Origin of the sequence: Streptomyces minutiscleroticus (genome assembly GCF_014650875.1) — a bacterium.
Lineage (GTDB): Bacteria > Actinomycetota > Actinomycetes > Streptomycetales > Streptomycetaceae > Streptomyces > Streptomyces minutiscleroticus.
The window spans coordinates 105,918-122,779 of the sequence record NZ_BMVU01000023.1 but is presented as its reverse complement, the minus strand read 5'-3'; the positions used below and the strand labels follow the sequence as shown (position 1 = coordinate 122,779).

Annotated in this window: 13 protein-coding genes and 2 pseudogenes; 3 read left to right on the top strand and 12 right to left on the bottom strand. The window is 74.2% G+C overall.

Annotated features, from left to right (window positions below):
* Nucleotides 1-170: 170 nt before the first annotated feature.
* The 5 genes and pseudogenes from IE271_RS43615 to IE271_RS22175 all read right to left on the bottom strand — a co-directional run.
* Nucleotides 171-929, bottom strand: a pseudogene (locus IE271_RS43615) (lysylphosphatidylglycerol synthase transmembrane domain-containing protein); the annotation flags it as partial.
* A gap of 368 nt (nucleotides 930-1,297) precedes the next feature.
* Nucleotides 1,298-2,224, bottom strand: a complete 927-nt coding sequence (locus IE271_RS22190; protein WP_190192139.1) for a methyltransferase domain-containing protein — start codon at nucleotides 2,222-2,224, stop codon at nucleotides 1,298-1,300.
* Nucleotides 2,221-3,318 carry a glycosyltransferase family 4 protein gene (locus tag IE271_RS22185; RefSeq protein ID WP_190192157.1) on the bottom strand — a complete coding sequence of 366 codons (1,098 nt, stop codon included), beginning with the start codon at nucleotides 3,316-3,318 and terminating at the stop codon, nucleotides 2,221-2,223. The genes IE271_RS22190 and IE271_RS22185 overlap by 4 nt, the downstream gene beginning before the upstream one ends.
* A 44-nt stretch (nucleotides 3,319-3,362) precedes the next feature.
* On the bottom strand, nucleotides 3,363-3,761 hold the full coding sequence (locus IE271_RS22180) for a 6-pyruvoyl trahydropterin synthase family protein (RefSeq protein WP_190192138.1): 399 nt from the start codon (nucleotides 3,759-3,761) through the stop codon (nucleotides 3,363-3,365).
* A gap of 207 nt (nucleotides 3,762-3,968) precedes the next feature.
* A complete protein-coding gene (locus IE271_RS22175) occupies nucleotides 3,969-4,949 on the bottom strand; it encodes a zinc-dependent alcohol dehydrogenase (RefSeq protein ID WP_190192137.1) in 981 nt (326 codons plus the stop codon).
* A gap of 169 nt (nucleotides 4,950-5,118) precedes the next feature.
* On the opposite strand from IE271_RS22175, the gene IE271_RS22170 reads away from it, so the two are divergent.
* Nucleotides 5,119-6,063, top strand: coding sequence for a CDP-alcohol phosphatidyltransferase family protein (locus IE271_RS22170; protein WP_190192136.1), 945 nt, complete (start codon nucleotides 5,119-5,121; stop codon nucleotides 6,061-6,063).
* Nucleotides 6,064-6,112: 49 nt separating this feature from the next.
* Here IE271_RS22170 and IE271_RS22165 read toward each other — a convergent pair whose 3' ends face one another.
* A complete protein-coding gene (locus IE271_RS22165; RefSeq protein ID WP_190192135.1) occupies nucleotides 6,113-7,882 on the bottom strand; it encodes a serine/threonine-protein kinase in 1,770 nt (589 codons plus the stop codon).
* A 154-nt stretch (nucleotides 7,883-8,036) separates the two neighbouring features.
* Between IE271_RS22165 and IE271_RS22160 the strand changes: the two genes are divergently transcribed.
* The gene (locus tag IE271_RS22160; RefSeq protein WP_229919487.1) at nucleotides 8,037-8,843 is read left to right on the top strand and encodes an N-formylglutamate amidohydrolase; all 807 of its coding nucleotides are present in this window, start codon (nucleotides 8,037-8,039) and stop codon (nucleotides 8,841-8,843) included.
* 145 nt (nucleotides 8,844-8,988) lie between these two features.
* Here IE271_RS22160 and IE271_RS22155 read toward each other — a convergent pair whose 3' ends face one another.
* The 5 genes and pseudogenes from IE271_RS22155 to IE271_RS22135 all read right to left on the bottom strand — a co-directional run bounded on the left by IE271_RS22155 (nucleotide 8,989) and on the right by IE271_RS22135 (nucleotide 14,455).
* Nucleotides 8,989-10,266: an aminotransferase class V-fold PLP-dependent enzyme gene (locus tag IE271_RS22155; protein WP_190192134.1), complete on the bottom strand. Its 1,278-nt coding sequence runs from the start codon at nucleotides 10,264-10,266 to the stop codon at nucleotides 8,989-8,991.
* A 431-nt stretch (nucleotides 10,267-10,697) separates the two neighbouring features.
* Nucleotides 10,698-10,883 carry a DUF397 domain-containing protein gene (locus tag IE271_RS22150; RefSeq protein WP_190192133.1) on the bottom strand — a complete coding sequence of 62 codons (186 nt, stop codon included), beginning with the start codon at nucleotides 10,881-10,883 and terminating at the stop codon, nucleotides 10,698-10,700.
* A pseudogene (locus IE271_RS22145) lies at nucleotides 10,880-11,700 on the bottom strand (helix-turn-helix domain-containing protein). The gene IE271_RS22150 and the pseudogene IE271_RS22145 overlap by 4 nt, the downstream one beginning before the upstream one ends.
* Nucleotides 11,701-11,874: 174 nt before the next feature.
* Nucleotides 11,875-13,761 carry a DUF2075 domain-containing protein gene (locus IE271_RS22140; RefSeq protein WP_190192132.1) on the bottom strand — a complete coding sequence of 629 codons (1,887 nt, stop codon included), beginning with the start codon at nucleotides 13,759-13,761 and terminating at the stop codon, nucleotides 11,875-11,877.
* A 289-nt stretch (nucleotides 13,762-14,050) separates the two neighbouring features.
* Complete coding sequence (locus IE271_RS22135) at nucleotides 14,051-14,455, bottom strand: hypothetical protein (protein WP_190192131.1); 405 nt, start codon at nucleotides 14,453-14,455, stop codon at nucleotides 14,051-14,053.
* 343 nt (nucleotides 14,456-14,798) lie between these two features.
* On the opposite strand from IE271_RS22135, the gene IE271_RS22130 reads away from it, so the two are divergent.
* Nucleotides 14,799-16,235, top strand: coding sequence for a WGR domain-containing protein (locus tag IE271_RS22130; RefSeq protein ID WP_190192130.1), 1,437 nt, complete (start codon nucleotides 14,799-14,801; stop codon nucleotides 16,233-16,235).
* A 140-nt stretch (nucleotides 16,236-16,375) separates the two neighbouring features.
* Here IE271_RS22130 and IE271_RS22125 read toward each other — a convergent pair whose 3' ends face one another.
* A complete protein-coding gene (locus tag IE271_RS22125) occupies nucleotides 16,376-16,798 on the bottom strand; it encodes a DUF350 domain-containing protein (protein ID WP_190192129.1) in 423 nt (140 codons plus the stop codon).
* Between the last annotated feature and the right edge of the window lie 64 nt (nucleotides 16,799-16,862).

Here is a 16,862-nt window from a genome sequence, read left to right as displayed (position 1 = left end):
ACGTCCGCTCCCGGGTGCCGCCCGTCCGGGGCGCCCTGGGCGGTGTCCCCCGCGCCCCGCCGTCCCACGCCGCCGAACCGGCGGGCCAGCAGGACGCAGAGGCCGGGCAGGCTCGCCGCGAAGCTGAGGACGCCGTAGACGACGGCGACGGTGAGGCCCGCGGTGGCGCCGAGTCCGGCGGCGCCGAACGCCCAGGCGGTGACGCCCTCGCGCGGCCCCCACCCGCCCACGTTCAGGGGCAGTCCCATGGCGAGCAGCGCGAGCAGGGCGATCGGCACCAGCGCGGACACCGGCGCCCGGACCCCCGCGGCCCGGGCCGCCAGGACGAACATCAGCAGGTGTCCCGCCAGGACGAGCACCGACGAGAGGAGCACGCCGGGCCAGGCGCCGCGTGCCAGGAGCGCGGCGCGGGCCTCGGCGAGGGCGGCGCGGACCCGGCCGGGGCCCGCCGCGGACGGACGGCGCGGGGCGGGCGACGCGGCCGCCGTGCCCCTTCGGCGGAGGGCGAGCACCGTGCAGGCGGCCATGAGGACCAGGCACGCGACGGCGGGACCGGCCGCGCCGAGGGCGTCGCGCGCGGGTTCGCGCACCGGTGACGGCAGCGTGAGCAGGACCGCCGCTCCGGCCACGACGAGGACGGCCTGGCCCGCGGTCCGTTCGAGCACCACCGCCCGTACGCCCCGCCCCACGTCGCCGGCGTCCCGTCCGTGCCGCACCGCGCGGTGCACGTCGCCCAGGACGCCGCCGGGCAGCGCCGCGTTCAGGAACAGCGCACGGTAGTAGTCCGCGACCGCGGGGCCGAAGGGCAGCCGGACGGCCAGCCCGCGCGCCACCAGGCACCAGCGCCAGGCGCTCAGCACGGTGGTGGCGAGGCCGATGAGCAGCGCCGCCAGCAGGGTCGGCGCGTCCACCCGGCGCAGCCCGTCCACGAAGACACCGCTGCCCAGCCGCCACGCCAGGACGGCGAGGATGCCCGCGCCCGCGACGGTGCCGAAGTGGGTTCGTACGGCCCGGCCGACGGCACGGGCACCACCGGAACCAGTGGCACTGACGGTGCCGCTGGAACCGCTGGAGCCGCTGACACTGTCGGCGCTACCGACACTGTCGGCGCCATCGGCGCTGACGGCACCGCTGGAACCGCTGACGCCAGTGGCACCACTGGCACTGCCGGCACCGCTGACAGCAGCGGCGCCGCCGGGACCGTCGACGCCGCCGGGGGCGGCGGGACCGGCGGGGGCGGCGGGGCCGACGGCGGTCGCCGGCCGGGCGGGCGCCCCCGCCGCGACCGTCTGCGTGCTCACGCGGCTCCCCCCGCCGTCCCCGGCAGGGCCAGCAGATCGCTGTGGTGGACCACCACCCGCAGCTCCCGCGCCGCGCACGCCTCCAGACGCTCCCTCAGGTACGTCCCGGCCCGCGCCGCCAGCTCCGGTCGCTGCTCGCACGCCGCGCCGACCCATCCGCGCAGCCACTGGGCGGTGAGCGCGGCGTCCTCGGGCCCCAGCCGCCACGGGCTGGGATGCACCCGTACGCGCGCGCCGCGCCCGTCGAAGGCCTCGCAGGCGGCGCCGACCGCGTCCGGTCCGAGCAGGTCGCCGCGGCGCTGGTGGGCGTTGAACGCGTCGGCGATCTCGCCGTCCAGCGGGTGGACCGGCGCGAGGTCGACGCGTCCCGCGACCGAGAGCGTGAGGAGCGCCGGGCACCCGGCGCCGGCGCAGGCCGCGGCGAGTGCGTCGACGGCGTCGGCCGTGAGCACGTCCAGCAGCGCCGAGGCCGTGACCAGCGAGGCGCCGGCCAGAGCGGCGGTGGTGAGCCGGGCCAGGTCGCCGCGGCGCGTCTCGGCCGTGACCGGGCTGCCGTCGGCCGCCGCGCGCGGCGCGCGCAGCGCGGCCAGGCGCAGCAGGCCGGGGTCGCGGTCGTGCAGCACCCAGTGCTGGGCGCCGTCGAGCCGGGGCGCGAGCCAGCGCCCCATGGAACCGGTGCCGCAGCCGAGGTCGTGGACGACGAGGCCGCGCCCGGCTCCGCGGCCGGGACGGTCAGGACTGCCAGGGCGGTCGACCGGCAGGTCCCGCAGCAGGTCCCGCAGCGGGTCCAGCAGTTCGGTGGCCCGCGCCGCCGCGTCGGCGCCCTCGCGCAGCTCCAGCCACCGGGGCTCGAAGGGCGCCACCTCGGCCGTACGGGCGGCAGGACGCGGGGCGTCCGGGGAAGTGGAGGTGGTCGTGCTCATGCGGCCCTCCCGGGCTCGCGGCCGAGGCGGCCCAGCACGCCCGCCAGGCTGCGGGCGGTGGCCGCCCAGCCGTCGAGGGCGGCGCGGCGGCCCCGCGCGGCGGCCTTGAGCCGCCGGCGCACGTCTGCCTCCCCGAACCAGCCGCGCAGCTCGGCCGCGAGCGCGGCCGGGTCCTCCGGCGGGACGAGGATGCCGGGCACCCCGCCGTCCGGCGCGCGCCCGACCGCCTCGGGCAGTCCGCCGACGTCGGTGGCGAGGACGGGGATGCCGCGGGCGAGCGCCTCGGTGACGGCCATGCCGTACGTCTCCGCGTACGAGGCGAGCACCATGAGGTCGGCGGAGGCGTAGGCCGCGGCGAGGGCGGCGCCCGAGCGCGGCCCGACGAGGCGCAGCCGGTCCTGCAGGCCGTGCTCGGCGATCAGTTCGCGCAGCCACGCCACGTACTCGGGGTCCTGGGTGAGCCCGCCGACGCACTCGCAGGTCCAGGGCAGGTCGGTGACGGTGGCGAGGGCCTCGACGAGCCGGTGCTGGCCCTTGCGCGGGCTCACGGTCGCGACGCACAGCAGCCGTGAGACGCCGTCGGTCCCTGAGGCGAGCGGGGCGATGTCGGCGCCGGGCGGGGCGACGTGGACGCGCTCGGGCGCGAGGCCGTGGTGGGAGACGAGCCGGCGGACCGCCCAGTCGCTGGTGGCCACGACGGCGGAGACGGCCCGCAGGGTCTGCCGTTCGCGGGCGTCCAGGTCGGCGGCGACGGCGGGGTCGAGGCCCGTCTCGTCGCCGAGCGGCAGGTGGACGAGGACGACGAGCCGCAGCCGCCGCGCCTCCGGGACGACGACCTCCGGTACGCCGCAGGCGACGATCCCGTCGAGCAGCACGACGGTGTCGTCGGGCAGGCCGGCGAGCAGCCGCGCGAGTTCCGCGCGGCCCTCGGCGCCCGGGCGCGGCCAGCTCCCGGCGACGGTGTGCCTGCGCACCCGCCAGCCGAAGCCGGGCAGGTCGAGGCAGATCCGGGCGTCGTAGGTGTTGCCGCCGCTCGGCGCGGCCGGGTCGTCGACGCCGCCGGGCATGACGAAGTGCAGCGAGCGCAGGGCCATGGGGATGATCCCGGGGACGACGGTGGGGGCGGTCACGGTGTCGGTCACAGGGCACGCTCGTGACTCGCCCAGGCGACGTGCGACTCGTGGAGTGTGACGGTGAGGCCGGCGAGGCCGCGGGCGCCCTCGCCCAGCGCGCCCGCCGCGATCCGCTCCGCGAGACGGTCGGCGATCACCTTGGCCAGGTACTCGGTGCTGGTGTTGACGCCGGCGAAGGCGGGTTCGTCGTCGAGGTTGCGGTAGTTCAAGCCGCCCACCACCTCGCCGAGTTCCCGGGTCGCGAGCCCGATGTCGACGACGATGTTGTCGTCGTCCAGCTCGGCGCGGCGGAAGGTGGCGTCCACCAGGAACGTTGCCCCGTGCAGACGCTGCGCCGGTCCGAAGACCTCGCCGCGGAAGCTGTGGGCGATCATCAGGTGATCGCGGACGGTGATGCTGAACAACGGCCGACCCTCCAGGTGCGGTGCGCCTTCCCCCAGCCGGGGCGTGCTGTGTAGTACGGCCGGTCCGTTCTCCGTGTTCAGGGGGTACGGGGACGAGTTCGCGAAGCGGCGCCCCGGGGGAGTTCGGCGGCGGCCGGTCCCGGCGGGCGGGGCGCCCCCTGGGACCGGTCGCGTGGAGTCGTCCCCGCACCCCGTCGCGGAACCCGGTTATGACGCCTGGTACCGCACCCGGTGGCACAGCGCGGGCAGCTTCCCGCTCGCGAGGTCGGGCAGCGTCTCCGGCAGGTCCTCGAAGGCGGTCTCGCCGGTGACCAGCGCGTCGAAGCGCGGGTCGGCGAGCAGGTCCAGGGCGAGGGCGAGCCGGTCGGCGTACGTGCGCCGGGAGCTCCTGGCCGGGGAGACCGTGCCGACCTGGCTGCTGCGCACGGTGAGGCGGCGCGCGTGGAAGGCCTCGCCGAGCGGGAGGGCGACGCGCCGGTCGCCGTACCAGCTCAGCTCGACGACGGTGCCCTCGTGGGCGAGGAGTTCCAGGGAGCGGGCGAGCCCCTCCTCGCTCGCGCTGGCGTGGACGACGAGATCGCACTCCCCCTCGGCGTCCTCGGGGAGCGCGAAGTCCGCGCCGAGCGCGCGGGCGAGCACGGCCCGGCCGGGGTCGGCGTCGACGAGCTGGAGGCGCACGCCGGGGAAGCGGGCGAGCAGCGCGGCGACGCTCGCGCCGACCATCCCGGCCCCCACGACGGCGACGCGGTCGCCGATCAGCGGGGCGGCGTCCCACAGGGCGTTGACGGCGGTCTCGACGGTCCCGGCGAGCACGGCCCGCGCCGCGGGCACGCCGTCCGGCACGGGCGTCACCGCGCTCGCGGGCACCACGTACCGGGTCTGGTGCGGATACAGGCAGAAGACCGTGCGCCCGGCCAGCTCGGAGGGGCCCTCCTCGACCACCCCGACGTTGAGGTAGCCGTACTTCACCGGGCCCGGGAAGTCGCCCTCCTGGAACGGGGCCCGCATGGCCGTGTGCTGGCTCTCCGGCACCTCGCCGCGGAAGACGAGCGTCTCGGTGCCGCGGCTGACGCCGGAGTAGAGGGTGCGGACCAGGACCTCGCCGTCGGCGGGCCGGTCCAGGGTGGCTTCGCGGATCTCGCCGAAGCCGGGAGACCTGAGCCAGAAGGCGCGTGCCGCGCGCTCCATGTACGTCCTCCTGAACGGTGGGGGTTCTCTTCACGTACCGACTGTGCGAAGCCGCGCACGCCCACCGGGCGGGGACGCGGCGTGGATCGGCCGCCGAGCCCGACCGCCCCGCGGTCCGACCCACCGACGACTGATCGACCGACTCTGTCACACGGCCGGAGGGTGAGCGGTGGCCCTGAACGACATGTACGACGCGCGCCTCGTCGAACAGGAGACGGCGGTGGGGGCGGGCGTCCAGCTCGCCCTGCTGGCCGTGCTCGGCACGGCGATGGGCATGGGCCCCGCGGGCTGGCTCGCGGGCCTGGTGTTCGCGCTCGCCACCTGGGGGGTGCTGACCCGGGCCCTGCGCCGCTCACGGCCGCGCTCGTTCGGCCTGGCCAACCGGGTCACGCTGGGCCGCGCGATCCTGGTGGGTGGCGTGACGGCCCTGGTCGCCGACTCCTTCCAGAGCCCGCCGCCCGTCACCGCGCTCGTCGTGCTGACCTCGGTGGCGCTGATCCTGGACGCGGTGGACGGCAAGGTGGCCCGGCGCACGGGCACGTGCACGGCGCTCGGCGCCCGCTTCGACATGGAGGTCGACGCGTTCCTGATCCTGGTGCTGAGCGTGTACGTGTCGACGTCGCTGGGCGTCTGGGTCCTGCTGATCGGCACGATGCGCTACGCCTTCGTGGCGGCGGCCCGCGTCCTGCCCTGGCTCGACGGCGCGCTGCCGCCGAGCACGGCCCGCAAGACGGTGGCGGCGCTCCAGGGCGTCCTGCTGCTGGCGGCGGGCGCCGGCTTCCTGCCGCGCCCGGTGACCGTCGCCCTGGTACTGGTGGCGCTGGCGTCGCTGACCTGGTCGTTCGGCCGGGACGTACGGTGGCTGTGGCGGAACCGGACGGGTGCGGACACGGCCCGGGCGGGTGCGGACACGACCCGGGCGGGTGCGGACACGACCCGGACCGATGCCAACGCCGATACCAACGCCGATGCCGGTGTCGGTGTCGGTGTCGGTGTCGCGAACACGGTCACGGACGCGGGCGAGATCGCGGCACCGCGTCCGGTGAGGACGGTGAAGGCGGTGAAGGCGGTGAAGCAGACGAAACCGGTGAAGCCGGTGGAGGTCGGCGCCTGAGGGCGCCCCACGGCCCCGGGGCCTCCCCGGACATCGGGCGGCCCTCCCCTCAGTGGACCACGGTCACCGAGACCTTGAGCTCCCCGGCGTTGTCCGAGAAGCAACCGGCGCTGTCGTCCTTCCCGTCGTTGATGCGCAGCTCCAGGGTTCCGTCGGCGGGCGCCTGGAAGGTCCACTCCTCGCCCACGACATGGGCGGCCCCGCCCTGAGGGGCACCGGAGAACCGGCCCAGGAGCGCGGCGAAGGGAACGGCCGTGTCGACCTTGCAGCTCTCCGCGGCGAAGTCCAGCGAGGCGTCCGTCGCCTCGTCGTAGCCGTCCGGTCCGGCCTGGGGCATGTTCTTGTCGTCGACGGTCCACTGTCCCTCCGTGAAACGGACGGTGACGGTGTCGCCCTGTGCGATGGCGGTCTCCGTGGCGCGCTGCCAGCCCTGGACGGAGTGGACGGAGAACTCGGTGGTGACCGGCGCGACCGGTGCGGCCGAGGCGTCCGTCCCGGTCGTGGCACCCGTCCCGGCGGAGGGCTCGGCCGAGGAGCCGTCCCCGGCGTCCTCCGCCCGCTCCGACTGCCCGGGCCGGTCCTTCGCGTCCGCCCCGGCGGAGTCGCCGAAGGGCGGGATCCCGGCGGCGAAGAGGCCGGCGCCCGCTCCCGCGAGCAGCACGACGCCCGCCGCCACGGCCCACCACCCGCGGCCGCCCGCCCTCCTGGACCCGGTCCGCCCTCCGCCCCCGCTCCCGTTCCCGCTGTTCAGCGCGGACATGGTGTCGGCGTCGTAGAGCTGGGTGGCCGGAGCCCCGTTCTGCCCCGGCAGGGAGTGGGCGACCTGGGTCTGCGCGTCGGCCGGGGAGGCGGGTGAGACGACCGTGGGCGTGGCCGCCGGCGTCTGCGGTGTCCCGGCCGGTACCGATGCCGCCGGCAGGGTGTGCGGGGTCCCCGTCCCGTTGGCGACCTGCCGCAGGGCGGCCAGGGCGTCGGCGACGGAGGGCCGCTCCTCGGGGGCCTTGCGCAGCAGCGCCTCGACGACCGGGCGCAGCGGTCCCAGCCGCTCGTCCAGGTGCGGCTCCCCGTAGGCCACGGCGTGCAGGGTGGCGGCCTGGCCGTTGCGGCGGAAGGGCGACCGCCCGGTGGCCGCGGTCGCGAGGGTCGCGCCGAGCGACCACAGGTCGGAGGCCGGACCCACCTCGCCGCTGGTGACCCGCTCGGGCGCCATGTAGTCGGCGGAGCCCGCGACCTCCCCCGGCTTCGTCAGGAACTCGCCGTCGTCGAGCACCGCGATGCCGAAGTCGGTCAGGACGGCGCTGCCGTCGCGGCGCAGCAGGACGTTGGGGGGTTTGACGTCCCGGTGCAGGGCGCCGACCGCGTGCACGGCGTCCAGCGCGCCGAGCAGCTGCACGCCGAGGGCGGCGACCCGCTCGGGCGCCAGCGGCCCTTCCCGGTCGACCAGTTGGCCCAGCGAGGGGCCGTCGACGAGTTCCATGACGATCCAGAGCCGGTCCTCGTACTCGACGAGGTCGTGCACGCCGACCACGTGCGGGTGCGGCACCCGGGCGACCACCCTCGCCTCGCGCAGGGCGCGGCGCAGCCACGTCTGGTGCTCCTCGTCGCCGTGCGTGTGGACGTGCAGCTCCTTGGCGGCGACGTCGCGCGCTAGCAGCCGGTCGTGGGCCCGCCAGACGGTGCCCATGCCGCCCTGCCCGAGCTGCTCGAACAGCTCGTAGCGGTTCGCGATCAGCCGTCCGTCGCCCCCTGCCGCGTGCCGGGCCCGCACCGTTCCCAACGGATCGCCCAGGTCGCTTCGATCGTCACTGCCGGCCACCACGCGCTGCCCAACCCCTTGCGACGACGCAGGGCCGCCGGTCATATGCCGCACACGAACAGGGCGAGCATAGCGGTGTGTCGGACACACCTTTCGACACCGTCCTGCACCATGCCACGCTGTTCCCCGGCCCACCACACCGACCAGGGACTTCCGCTTGAACGACGGCATCACACCCTCCTCATACGCCCTCCGTGCCGGAGCCGGCGACTCGCCCGTGATCCTCCACGTACCGCACTCCTCCCGCTCGATCCCCGGGGACGTACGGGCGGGGATCGAGCTCGACGACGACGAACTGGAGCGGGAGCTGGACCACATCACGGACGCGCACACCGAGGAGATCGCGGCCCGTGCGGGCGAGGCGGCCTCCCGCACCCCCTGGCGCTTCGTGAACCGGCTCTCGCGGCTGGTGGTCGACCCGGAGCGGTTCCCGGACGAGCGGGAGGAGATGCGCGCCGTCGGCATGGGCGCGGTCTACACCCGGACCACGCACGGCGGGGTGCTGCGCCGCGACGGCTTCGACGACCGCCCGCTCCTGGAGACCTGCTTCCACCCGTACGCGCGGGCCATGACGGACGCGGTGGCGGACCGGCTGGCGGCGACGGGACGCGTCGTGGTCATCGACGTGCACTCGTACCCGACCGCACGACTCCCCTACGAGCTGCACGGCGACGGCCCGCGCCCGCCGGTCTGCCTCGGCGCGGACCGCTTCCACACGCCCCCGGACCTCCTCGCCCGAGCGGAGGAGGCGTTCGCGGACTTCGGCGGCACGCAGGTCAACACACCGTTCGCCGGAACCTACGTCCCCTTGGAGTACTACGAGCAGGACCCCCGGGTCACCGCCCTGATGATCGAGATCCGCCGCGACCTCTACATGAGCGAGCCGGGCGGCCCCGCGGGCCCCGGCCTCGGCGGACTCGCGCGGGCACTGGCGACACTGGTGGACGCGGTGAGCGCGGCTTAGCGGACTCACGGGCCGCGGCGGGCACACGGGACGGAGCCACGGAGCACAGCCGCCTCGCTGCAGCGCGCAGCACGCCTCGCTACGACGCACCGCACGACTCACTGCAGCGCACCGCACGACTCACTGCAGCGCGCCACACGCCTCGCTACGCCGCGCCGTACCGGTCCCCGTCACGGGCCGCCCGAGCCCACTCGCACAGGACGGGGACGCAGGCTTCGGCGAAGTACTCGTAGTCGGCCGGGGTGTTGTAGACGTGGGCGGACAGCCGCAGGTAGCCGACGCCGCCGAAACTGGTGAAGGCCGCCTCGACGCCCAGCTCCCCGGGGGCCCGGTCGCGCAGCGCGTCGGCCTCGATCCGGGTGCGGCCCAGCCCGTCGGGCAGCCGCACCAGCCGCATCCCGGGGACGGGCATGCCGACGTCGACGGCACTGCCGACGCCTTCGGAGCCGTCGCCTTCGGAGCCGTCGCCGGTCCGCTCGGCGAACGCGGCGCGGACGACCCGCTCGCCGTACCCGGCCAGCTCGTCCATGTAGGCACGGGCGGTGTCCCAGCCCCACATGCGCTCGACGAGGTCGAGGGCGGCGGGCGCCGCGAGGTAGCCGGTCGAGTCCAGCGTCCCCTGCTGGTCGAAGCGGTCCGGGAAGGGCTCGGCGGCGGCCCAGGAGTCGATGAGCGGGTACAGCCGCTCGCGCAGCGGCCCCCGGGCGACCAGCGCCGCCGTGCCGCGCGGCGCGCATCCCCACTTGTGCAGGTTGCCGACCCAGAAGTCGCAGTCCACGCCGTCGAGTGGGGCGGCGATGAGACCGGGGGCATGGGCGCCGTCGACGAGCAGCGGTATCCCGCGCCGCCGCGCTTCGGCCCCGATCCGCCCGACCGGCATGCGGCGGGCGGTCGCGGAGGTGATGTGGTCGAGGACGACGAGCGCGGTGGCGTCGCCGAACTCGGCGACCACCGCCTCGTACGCCTGCTCCTCGTCCGCGTCGAGCGGCACGCGGGCGGTCCGCACCCGGCCGCCCCAGCGGCGCGCCAGCCGTTCGGCGCCCATGGTCACGGCCCCGTAGCCGTGGTCGGTGACGACGATCTCGCCGCCGGGCCGGTGGTCGAGGGAGGCGTACACGGTGCTGGCGCCGGCGCTCGCGTTCGGCACGAGGGCCAGGTCGCCGGAGTCGACCCGCAGGAAACCGGCTATGTCCGCCCGGGCGGCGGCGATCCGCCGCGGCAGCTCGGGGAACCACACCACCGGGGAGCGTTCCATCTCCGCCCGCAGCAGGCTCTGCCGCTCCTGCGCCACGACGGGGACCGCCCCGAACGAGCCGTGGTTGAGATGCCGCAGGGCGGGGTCCAGGGACCACGCCTCGACGGCGGGCCGGCCGTCGGCGAGCAGGAGGGGGCGCGGCGCGGTGGTGGTCTGGGTCTCGCTCACGGGGCTCCGTATCTGCGTCTGCCGGGGCGGGCGCAGGGAGAGCCGGGGCATCGGACAGCGCTGGATGCCCCGGATGCCCGCACCGAACACGTATGAAGAATCGGAATCCTGACAGCCGTTCTCCCCGTGATCAAGGGGCGACCGGACGGCTCGCAGGAGGCCGACGAGATCCCTCACGTCCTGGAGCCCCACGGCGCGGACCACGACCGGGACACGGCGGAAGCGCGCGTGGCACGGGCGGGGAGACGGGAAGGTGGTGCCGACGTCGGTATCAGGATCAGGGTGAAGGAGTGACGGCCTGAGCGGCAGGACACAGACGGGCAGGAGACGGACGGTAGGACGCAGACGGTAGGACGCACGGCCCGCGCGGAGAGGAGCAGGAATCATCTGCTTCCGTCGCGCGGGCCGTCAGGAGGGTACGTACGGACGGCTCAGCCGGCGACATGCCCGAGGAAGCGCCCCCAGGCCGGCCGGGAGACCGCGAACCGCGGCCCTCCCACGTCCTTGGAGTCCCGCACGTGGACGGCTCCGGGAGCGTGTGCGACCTCCACGCAGCTGTCACCCTGAGAACCGCTGTAGCTGCTCTTGAACCACTTCAGTCCGCCCGTGCTGCTCATAGCGCTCCTCGCGTCCGCGTCAACACCTCGGCCGAGTCCGCCGGGGACAGGGCCTGTGAGCGCATCCTGGCATAGCGCATCTGCATCAGACTGACGTCCGCCGCGCCGGAGACGAGCTGACCGGTCTGCTGCCCCTCCGAGTATCCCAGCCATTGGTGCTCCGGGGTCTCCAGCAGCTGCATGGCTCCGTCCGTCCCCGCGTGGTACGGCTGCCGCAGCGGCATGATCTGCAACTCCACGTTCCACAGCTCCGCACACGCGAGGAGGTGACCGAGCAGTTCCCGCGTGACCTCCTCGGTGCCCGTGTGCCGCAGCAGTACCGACTCCTCGACGATGAAGTTCAACGCGATCGCGGCTCGCGGCGCAGCAGCTCCTGCCGGGCCCGCCGCGCCGCGATGCGCTGTTCCAGCTGTTCCCCGGTCGGCGGAGGGGGCACGTTGAGCATCACCGCCCGCGTGTACGCCTCGGTCTGCAGCAGTCCGGGCACCACCCGGCACTCGTACGTGCACAGGCCGACCGCCGTCTCCTCCAGCTGGGCCCACTGCCGGAACCAGGCCGCCAGCCCGCGCTGCCGTCCGACGTGCCGGGCGACCGCCCGCAGCACCCCGAACGACTCCAGGGTCTCCTCCGCCCGCTCGACGAAGTGCGCGGAGGGCATCCGCCGCCCCTGTTCGACGGAGGCGACCGAGGCGTGCGAGTAGTCGAGCCGCTCGGCGAGCTGCTCCTGTGTGAGCAGGGCCCGCTCCCGGAACACCTTCAGTGCCGCTCCGAACGCCCTGAGGCCGCCGGCCGCATCGGGTTCTGTGCTGTTCACCATGGACCACGACCCCCTTGCCGTGCTTGTGGCACACCCTTGCGTGCGTACAACGGCACGGCGGCCGGGGCGGGTTACGCCCGGAACGCGGCCGGAGCCCGTACAGAGCGGTGTGTACGGGCTGCGGGTCGCCACCCGGCTCCCGGCCCGTCGCCCGAGTGGACGGGGGCCGGCCCGTCAGGCCGGTACGGCCTCCAGCGCCGCGTCGCCCACCAGCTCCCGCAGCTTCTCGCGCGTCTCCGGGTCCGTCGAGTACACGATCGTGCCGACCATGCCCCGGGTGAGGAGCACCTTGTAGGTGTTGCGGATCAGGCGGTCCACGTCCTCGTCCGGGGTGGACTTCCTGAACACCGGGTCCTTGGACGCCGTGCGGTCCGTGACCCAGCGGTCGCCGCGCCAGAGCAGGTCGGGGCCGATGACGACGCCGGACCAGTCGTACTCGAAGCCCTGGGCGGTGTAGACGCAGCCGACCTGGCCGAAGCCCGCCGGGTCGGTCGCCCACAGGGCGGCCGGGGGCGCGCCGGAGACGGAGCGGTCGCCGCGGAGGTTCCAGGGGCGGGCCCAGCCGCCGATGACGACGTCGGCCGGGAGCGGGTCACCGGGCTTGGGCTCAGGGGACCATGGCCAGCAGTAGCCGGCGGAGATGCGGGCGCTGTAGTGCTCGGCGCGGCGGGCGTCGAGGAATGCCTCCATCTCCTGCGGGCTGTCGGCGACCAGCAGGCGCATGCGGTCGTCGGGCTCCCAGACCACCGGGCCGCCGGGTTCCAGGCCGAGGAGCCGTACCACCCAGCGCAGGTAGGCGTCGCTGCCGCCGCAGCGGAACTGGCTCTCCAGCGGCACGACGCGGCAGTCGAGGCCCTTGGCCGCGGCGGCCGCCCTGATCTCCTCCACGGTGCCCATCTCGCCCGGGCGCACCACCTGGTGCTCGTCCAGGAGGAAGACGGGGACCCGGGCGACGTCGATGAGTTCGTCGATCTGCCGCTTCCCGGTGCGGTGGGCCGCCGGGGTGTAGCGGTTGGCGGAGGTCTCGCGGATGCGGTGGGCCTCGTCGCAGATCAGGACGTCGAGGCTGTTCCTCTCGGTCGTCATGAAGCTGTTGAAGTACTTGAAGAGGTCCTGCACCTCGCGCTTGCGGGTGCCCGCGACCTTCCGCATCGTCTTGGTGAACGACTGGGAGCCGGTGGCGTGCAGGGCCGGCACGCCCTGCCGGTACAGCTCGCCGAGCAGGGAGAGCGCGATGACGCTCTTGCCGGTGCCGGGGCCGCCGGTGACGACCACGACCTCCTTGTGGTCGGACCGCTTGGCCTTGCGCACGGCGTTGAGCACCGTGCGGTACGCGACCTGCTGCTCGTCCAGGAGCACGAACTGCTCGCGCTCGCGGACCTCCTGGGCCGCGACCGACATCAGCTGCTTCGACGGGACCGTCCTGCCCGACCGGAGTTCGTCGGCCGCGCGGACGCCCGGGTGCCTGTCACTGAGCCTGGCACGCAGGTGGTCGATGAACTCGCCGCGCCGGTCGCCCGTGAACAGCTGACCGCGGTCGTCGAGCTCGACCGCCCGCAGGCCGCTGACACCGAACTCGGTCGCGTTGTGCAGGAAGGCCACTCCGCTGACGCGTCCGGGGTGCTCGGCCACCGCACCGTTGAAGTTGACGAGGTACTCGCAGTAGCGGCGCACTTGCTCGATCGGGTTGAGGACCGGGTGCGCGTACGCGTCGACATGGCACAGGGCCGGGTCGTCGTCGTGCGGCTCGGCCTGGCTCCACTGCTTCAGTTCCACGACGACGTAGGAGGGCTCGCCCGTGACCGGGTGCACTCCGGCGAGGACGGCGTCGGCGCGCTTGCTGTTCAGCGGGAGCGCGTACTCCAGCATGACCTCCACGTCGCCGAGGCCCGCGTCGTTCAGCGCGGCGGCCAGGGCGGGGATGCTGCGCTCCCAGGAGCGGACTTCCGAGGCGCTGGGGCGGTGGCCGTGCATGTGGACGAACTGCTCGGTGAGGTGGAGGAAGAGCGAGGTGTCGAGTGCCCTCTCGGCGACGGTTTTCGCTGATGCGCGGAACAGCAAGGACTTCCCCCAGGCAGCACGAAGTGACTCGTGCGGGTGGGGGCGTGTCCTTCGAGACTCCACCGGGGTGGAGCGGAAGCCCGTCGGGCCGCGATGACGATGTGATCAAGGGTACCCGTGCGGCGGTTTCCGGTCCCTCTTCAATCGGCCTCCTCCAGCCGGTACTCCTCCAGCCGGGTCGGCCTGCGGAGGGGAGAAGGGGAGAACAGGCACTCGCTCCGGCGTCCGCCTTCGATCGACCGCGCTGCCGCGCCGCTCGGGCGGTGCGATCGTTGCGCCTGTCGCTCACTCAGTCGGTGCCGTCGTGTGTCCTCCGACGCGTGGTCCCGGCTCCGCCTGAGGCGGGACGACGCAGGGGCCTGACGGACAGGCAGGTCAGGCACCAGGCGACACCCAGCGCGACAGCCGACACCAGTGGGCGCAGGAACAGTGTCGTCTCGTCCGCGGGCGCCAAGGGGACGAGCAGTACGGTCGCGCCGACCGCGAGGAGCCAGGCGAACACCGTCAGCAGGGAGACGGCGACCGCCACCGGCACCCCGCCCATGCCCCATGCCTCGAGGTCGGCGTCCTCGTCGAAGCTGTCCGCGGCCGTGACACCGGCGGCGACCAGCAGCCAGAAGCACACGACCACGACCAGGGCGGCGGTGAACAGGATCACGGGAAAGGCGGTGGCGGTCTCCACGAACGTCTGCATGCTCCGGCCTCCCCCGTTCCGTGCCATGGTCCGCGCCATGCACGGACAACGCACTGCCTCCATGAGGTGCCCCGTGAGGCCCGGTGCCGGACGCTGCAGGAGCCCGGCACCGGATCAGCCCTCTGTGCTCCCCCTGACGGCAGGATGCCCTGCCGGCATCCGCCTTCGCACTGCCCGGATCCGGCAATGTTCACCTGGGTTCCCATGCCGGTGAGCCACCAAGGGGACGCGGCCGGGGAGTCGAAGACCTCGACCGGACCGACTGTCAGTGCCTCCCCCTACCGTTCGACCAGTGGAACCCGCGGAACACGCCGCAGGGTCCGGCCGTGGGGAGAGGTCTGCCATGTCGACGACGTATCTGGAGCTGTCGCAGGACGGTGGCGGTGCGCACAAGTTCTACGAGGTGACGGTCCAGGGACAGGTCGTGTCCATCCGCTACGGGCGGATCGGCGCCGCCGGGCAGACGACGACGTCGACGTTCCCCACCGCCGAGAAGGCGCAGGCGGCGGCCGCCAAGAAGATAGGCGAGAAGGTGCGCAAGGGGTACGCGCCCGCCGTGCAGGGTCAGCGGGCGCCCCGCGCGGTCAGCCGCCGGCAGGTGACCTCCGCGCCGTCCACGGCCCGCGCGGTCGCCCCGGTGCTGTGGCGGTTCCGCACGGGCTCCTCGGCGTTCGGCATCCACATCGACGACGAGCGCTGCTGGGTGGGCAACCAGTCGGGCGACGTCTACACCCTGGCGCACGGCGGCGACGTCCTCGCCCACTACCAGCTGCCGGACGGCGTCAAGTGCCTGGTCGCCGACGACTTCTGGATCTACGCCGGCTGCGACGACGGCCGGGTGTACGACCTGTCGTCCAAGCTGCCGTTCGCGGCCTACGACATCGCGGCCGACGTCGACATCTTCTGGCTCGACATCCACGAGGGCGTCCTGAACGTCGCGGACCGCGACGGGCGGCTCACCGTCATCGACCACGAGGACGAGCACCAGTGGGCGCGCGGCGGGCGCGGCCAGCACGCCTGGATGGTGCGCGCCGACGACCGGGCCGTGTACCACGGGCACTCGGGCGGCGTGACGGCCCACTCCCCCGACGGCCGTACGGAGTTGTGGCACACGCCCACCCGGGGCGGTGTGCTCTTCGGCTGGCAGGAGGACGACGCGGTGTACGCCGGCACCGTGCAGCGGGTGGTCCAGCGGCTGTCGAAGGCGACCGGCGCCGTCGAGACGACGTACCGCTGCGACAGCACGGTGTACTCGTGCGCCACCTCGCCCGGCGGGCGCTTCGTCTTCGCCGGGGACGCCTCCTCCTCGGTGTACTGCTTCGACCGGGACGGCACGCGGCTGTGGAAGCTCGGCACGGGCGGCGGTTCCGCGCTGTCGATGCAGTACCGCGACGAGCGGCTCTACCTGGTCACCACGGACGGCTCGCTGGTGTGCGTGGACGCGAGCGAGGCGGCGATCGCGGCGGCCCAGCAGGGCTCGGTGCCGGTGGCCCGCGACGTCAAGCTCGCCGCCGCCTCGGTGCCGACGTACGCGCCGGTCACCGCGGCCGCCTCCGTGGCGGCCGTCGACGCGGCGCCCGCGGGTTCGGTGGTCGTGGAGTGCGTGCAGGAGGGCGGCCGGACGCGGATCCACGTGGTCTCGGAGGGGTACGAGCCGTCGTGGAACGTCCAGTTCCCGCGCGCGATACGGGAGCCGGGAGCGCGGTACGTGGTCGACGCGCTGCACGCGGCGTCGGGCGGCTTCTACCGGGTGAGGGGCGACATCAGGCGGCTGCTGTGACCGGCACGGCGGTGTATCCGGCATGACCGGCGGCGGGCGGTCCGCCGCGGGTACGGCTCCCGTTCGTGAGGGGGGCCGTACCGCCGCGGAACGGCCGTCGGACGACGGTGCCGGACGGCGTCCGACGGCATCGGACGGTGTCAGGCGATCGACGCCGAGACGATGGCGGACACCGCGAGGTTGCAGGACGCCGTCACCCAGACCGCGGGGTGCGGCTCCGGCTCGACCAGCGTCGCGCCCAGGCGCCCGGGCGTGACCAGGTCCACCACCAGGAACGCCAGGGCCATCATCACCAGCCCCAGCAGACCGAAGCACGCGGTCGACACCAGGCCCTTGCCGAAGTCCTCGTACGTCGTCCAGATGGAGGTGAACACGATGCCGCCGATACCGAGCAGCGCGGAGCTGAGCAGGACGGCGGCGTTGCGGTTGCGCTCCTCCCATATCTGCCGGCCGAGCTTTCCGGGCGTCAGCAGGTCCACCAGGACGATGCCGAGGATCAGCAGGACCAGGCCCAGCGCGCCGTAGGCGGTGGCTCTGCCGAGTCCGTTGACGATGTCGCTCATGAGGTGCCGGCTCCATGGTGTGGGGTCGCGAGACCGACCGTGGTCAAGGGAATGCAAAATGTAG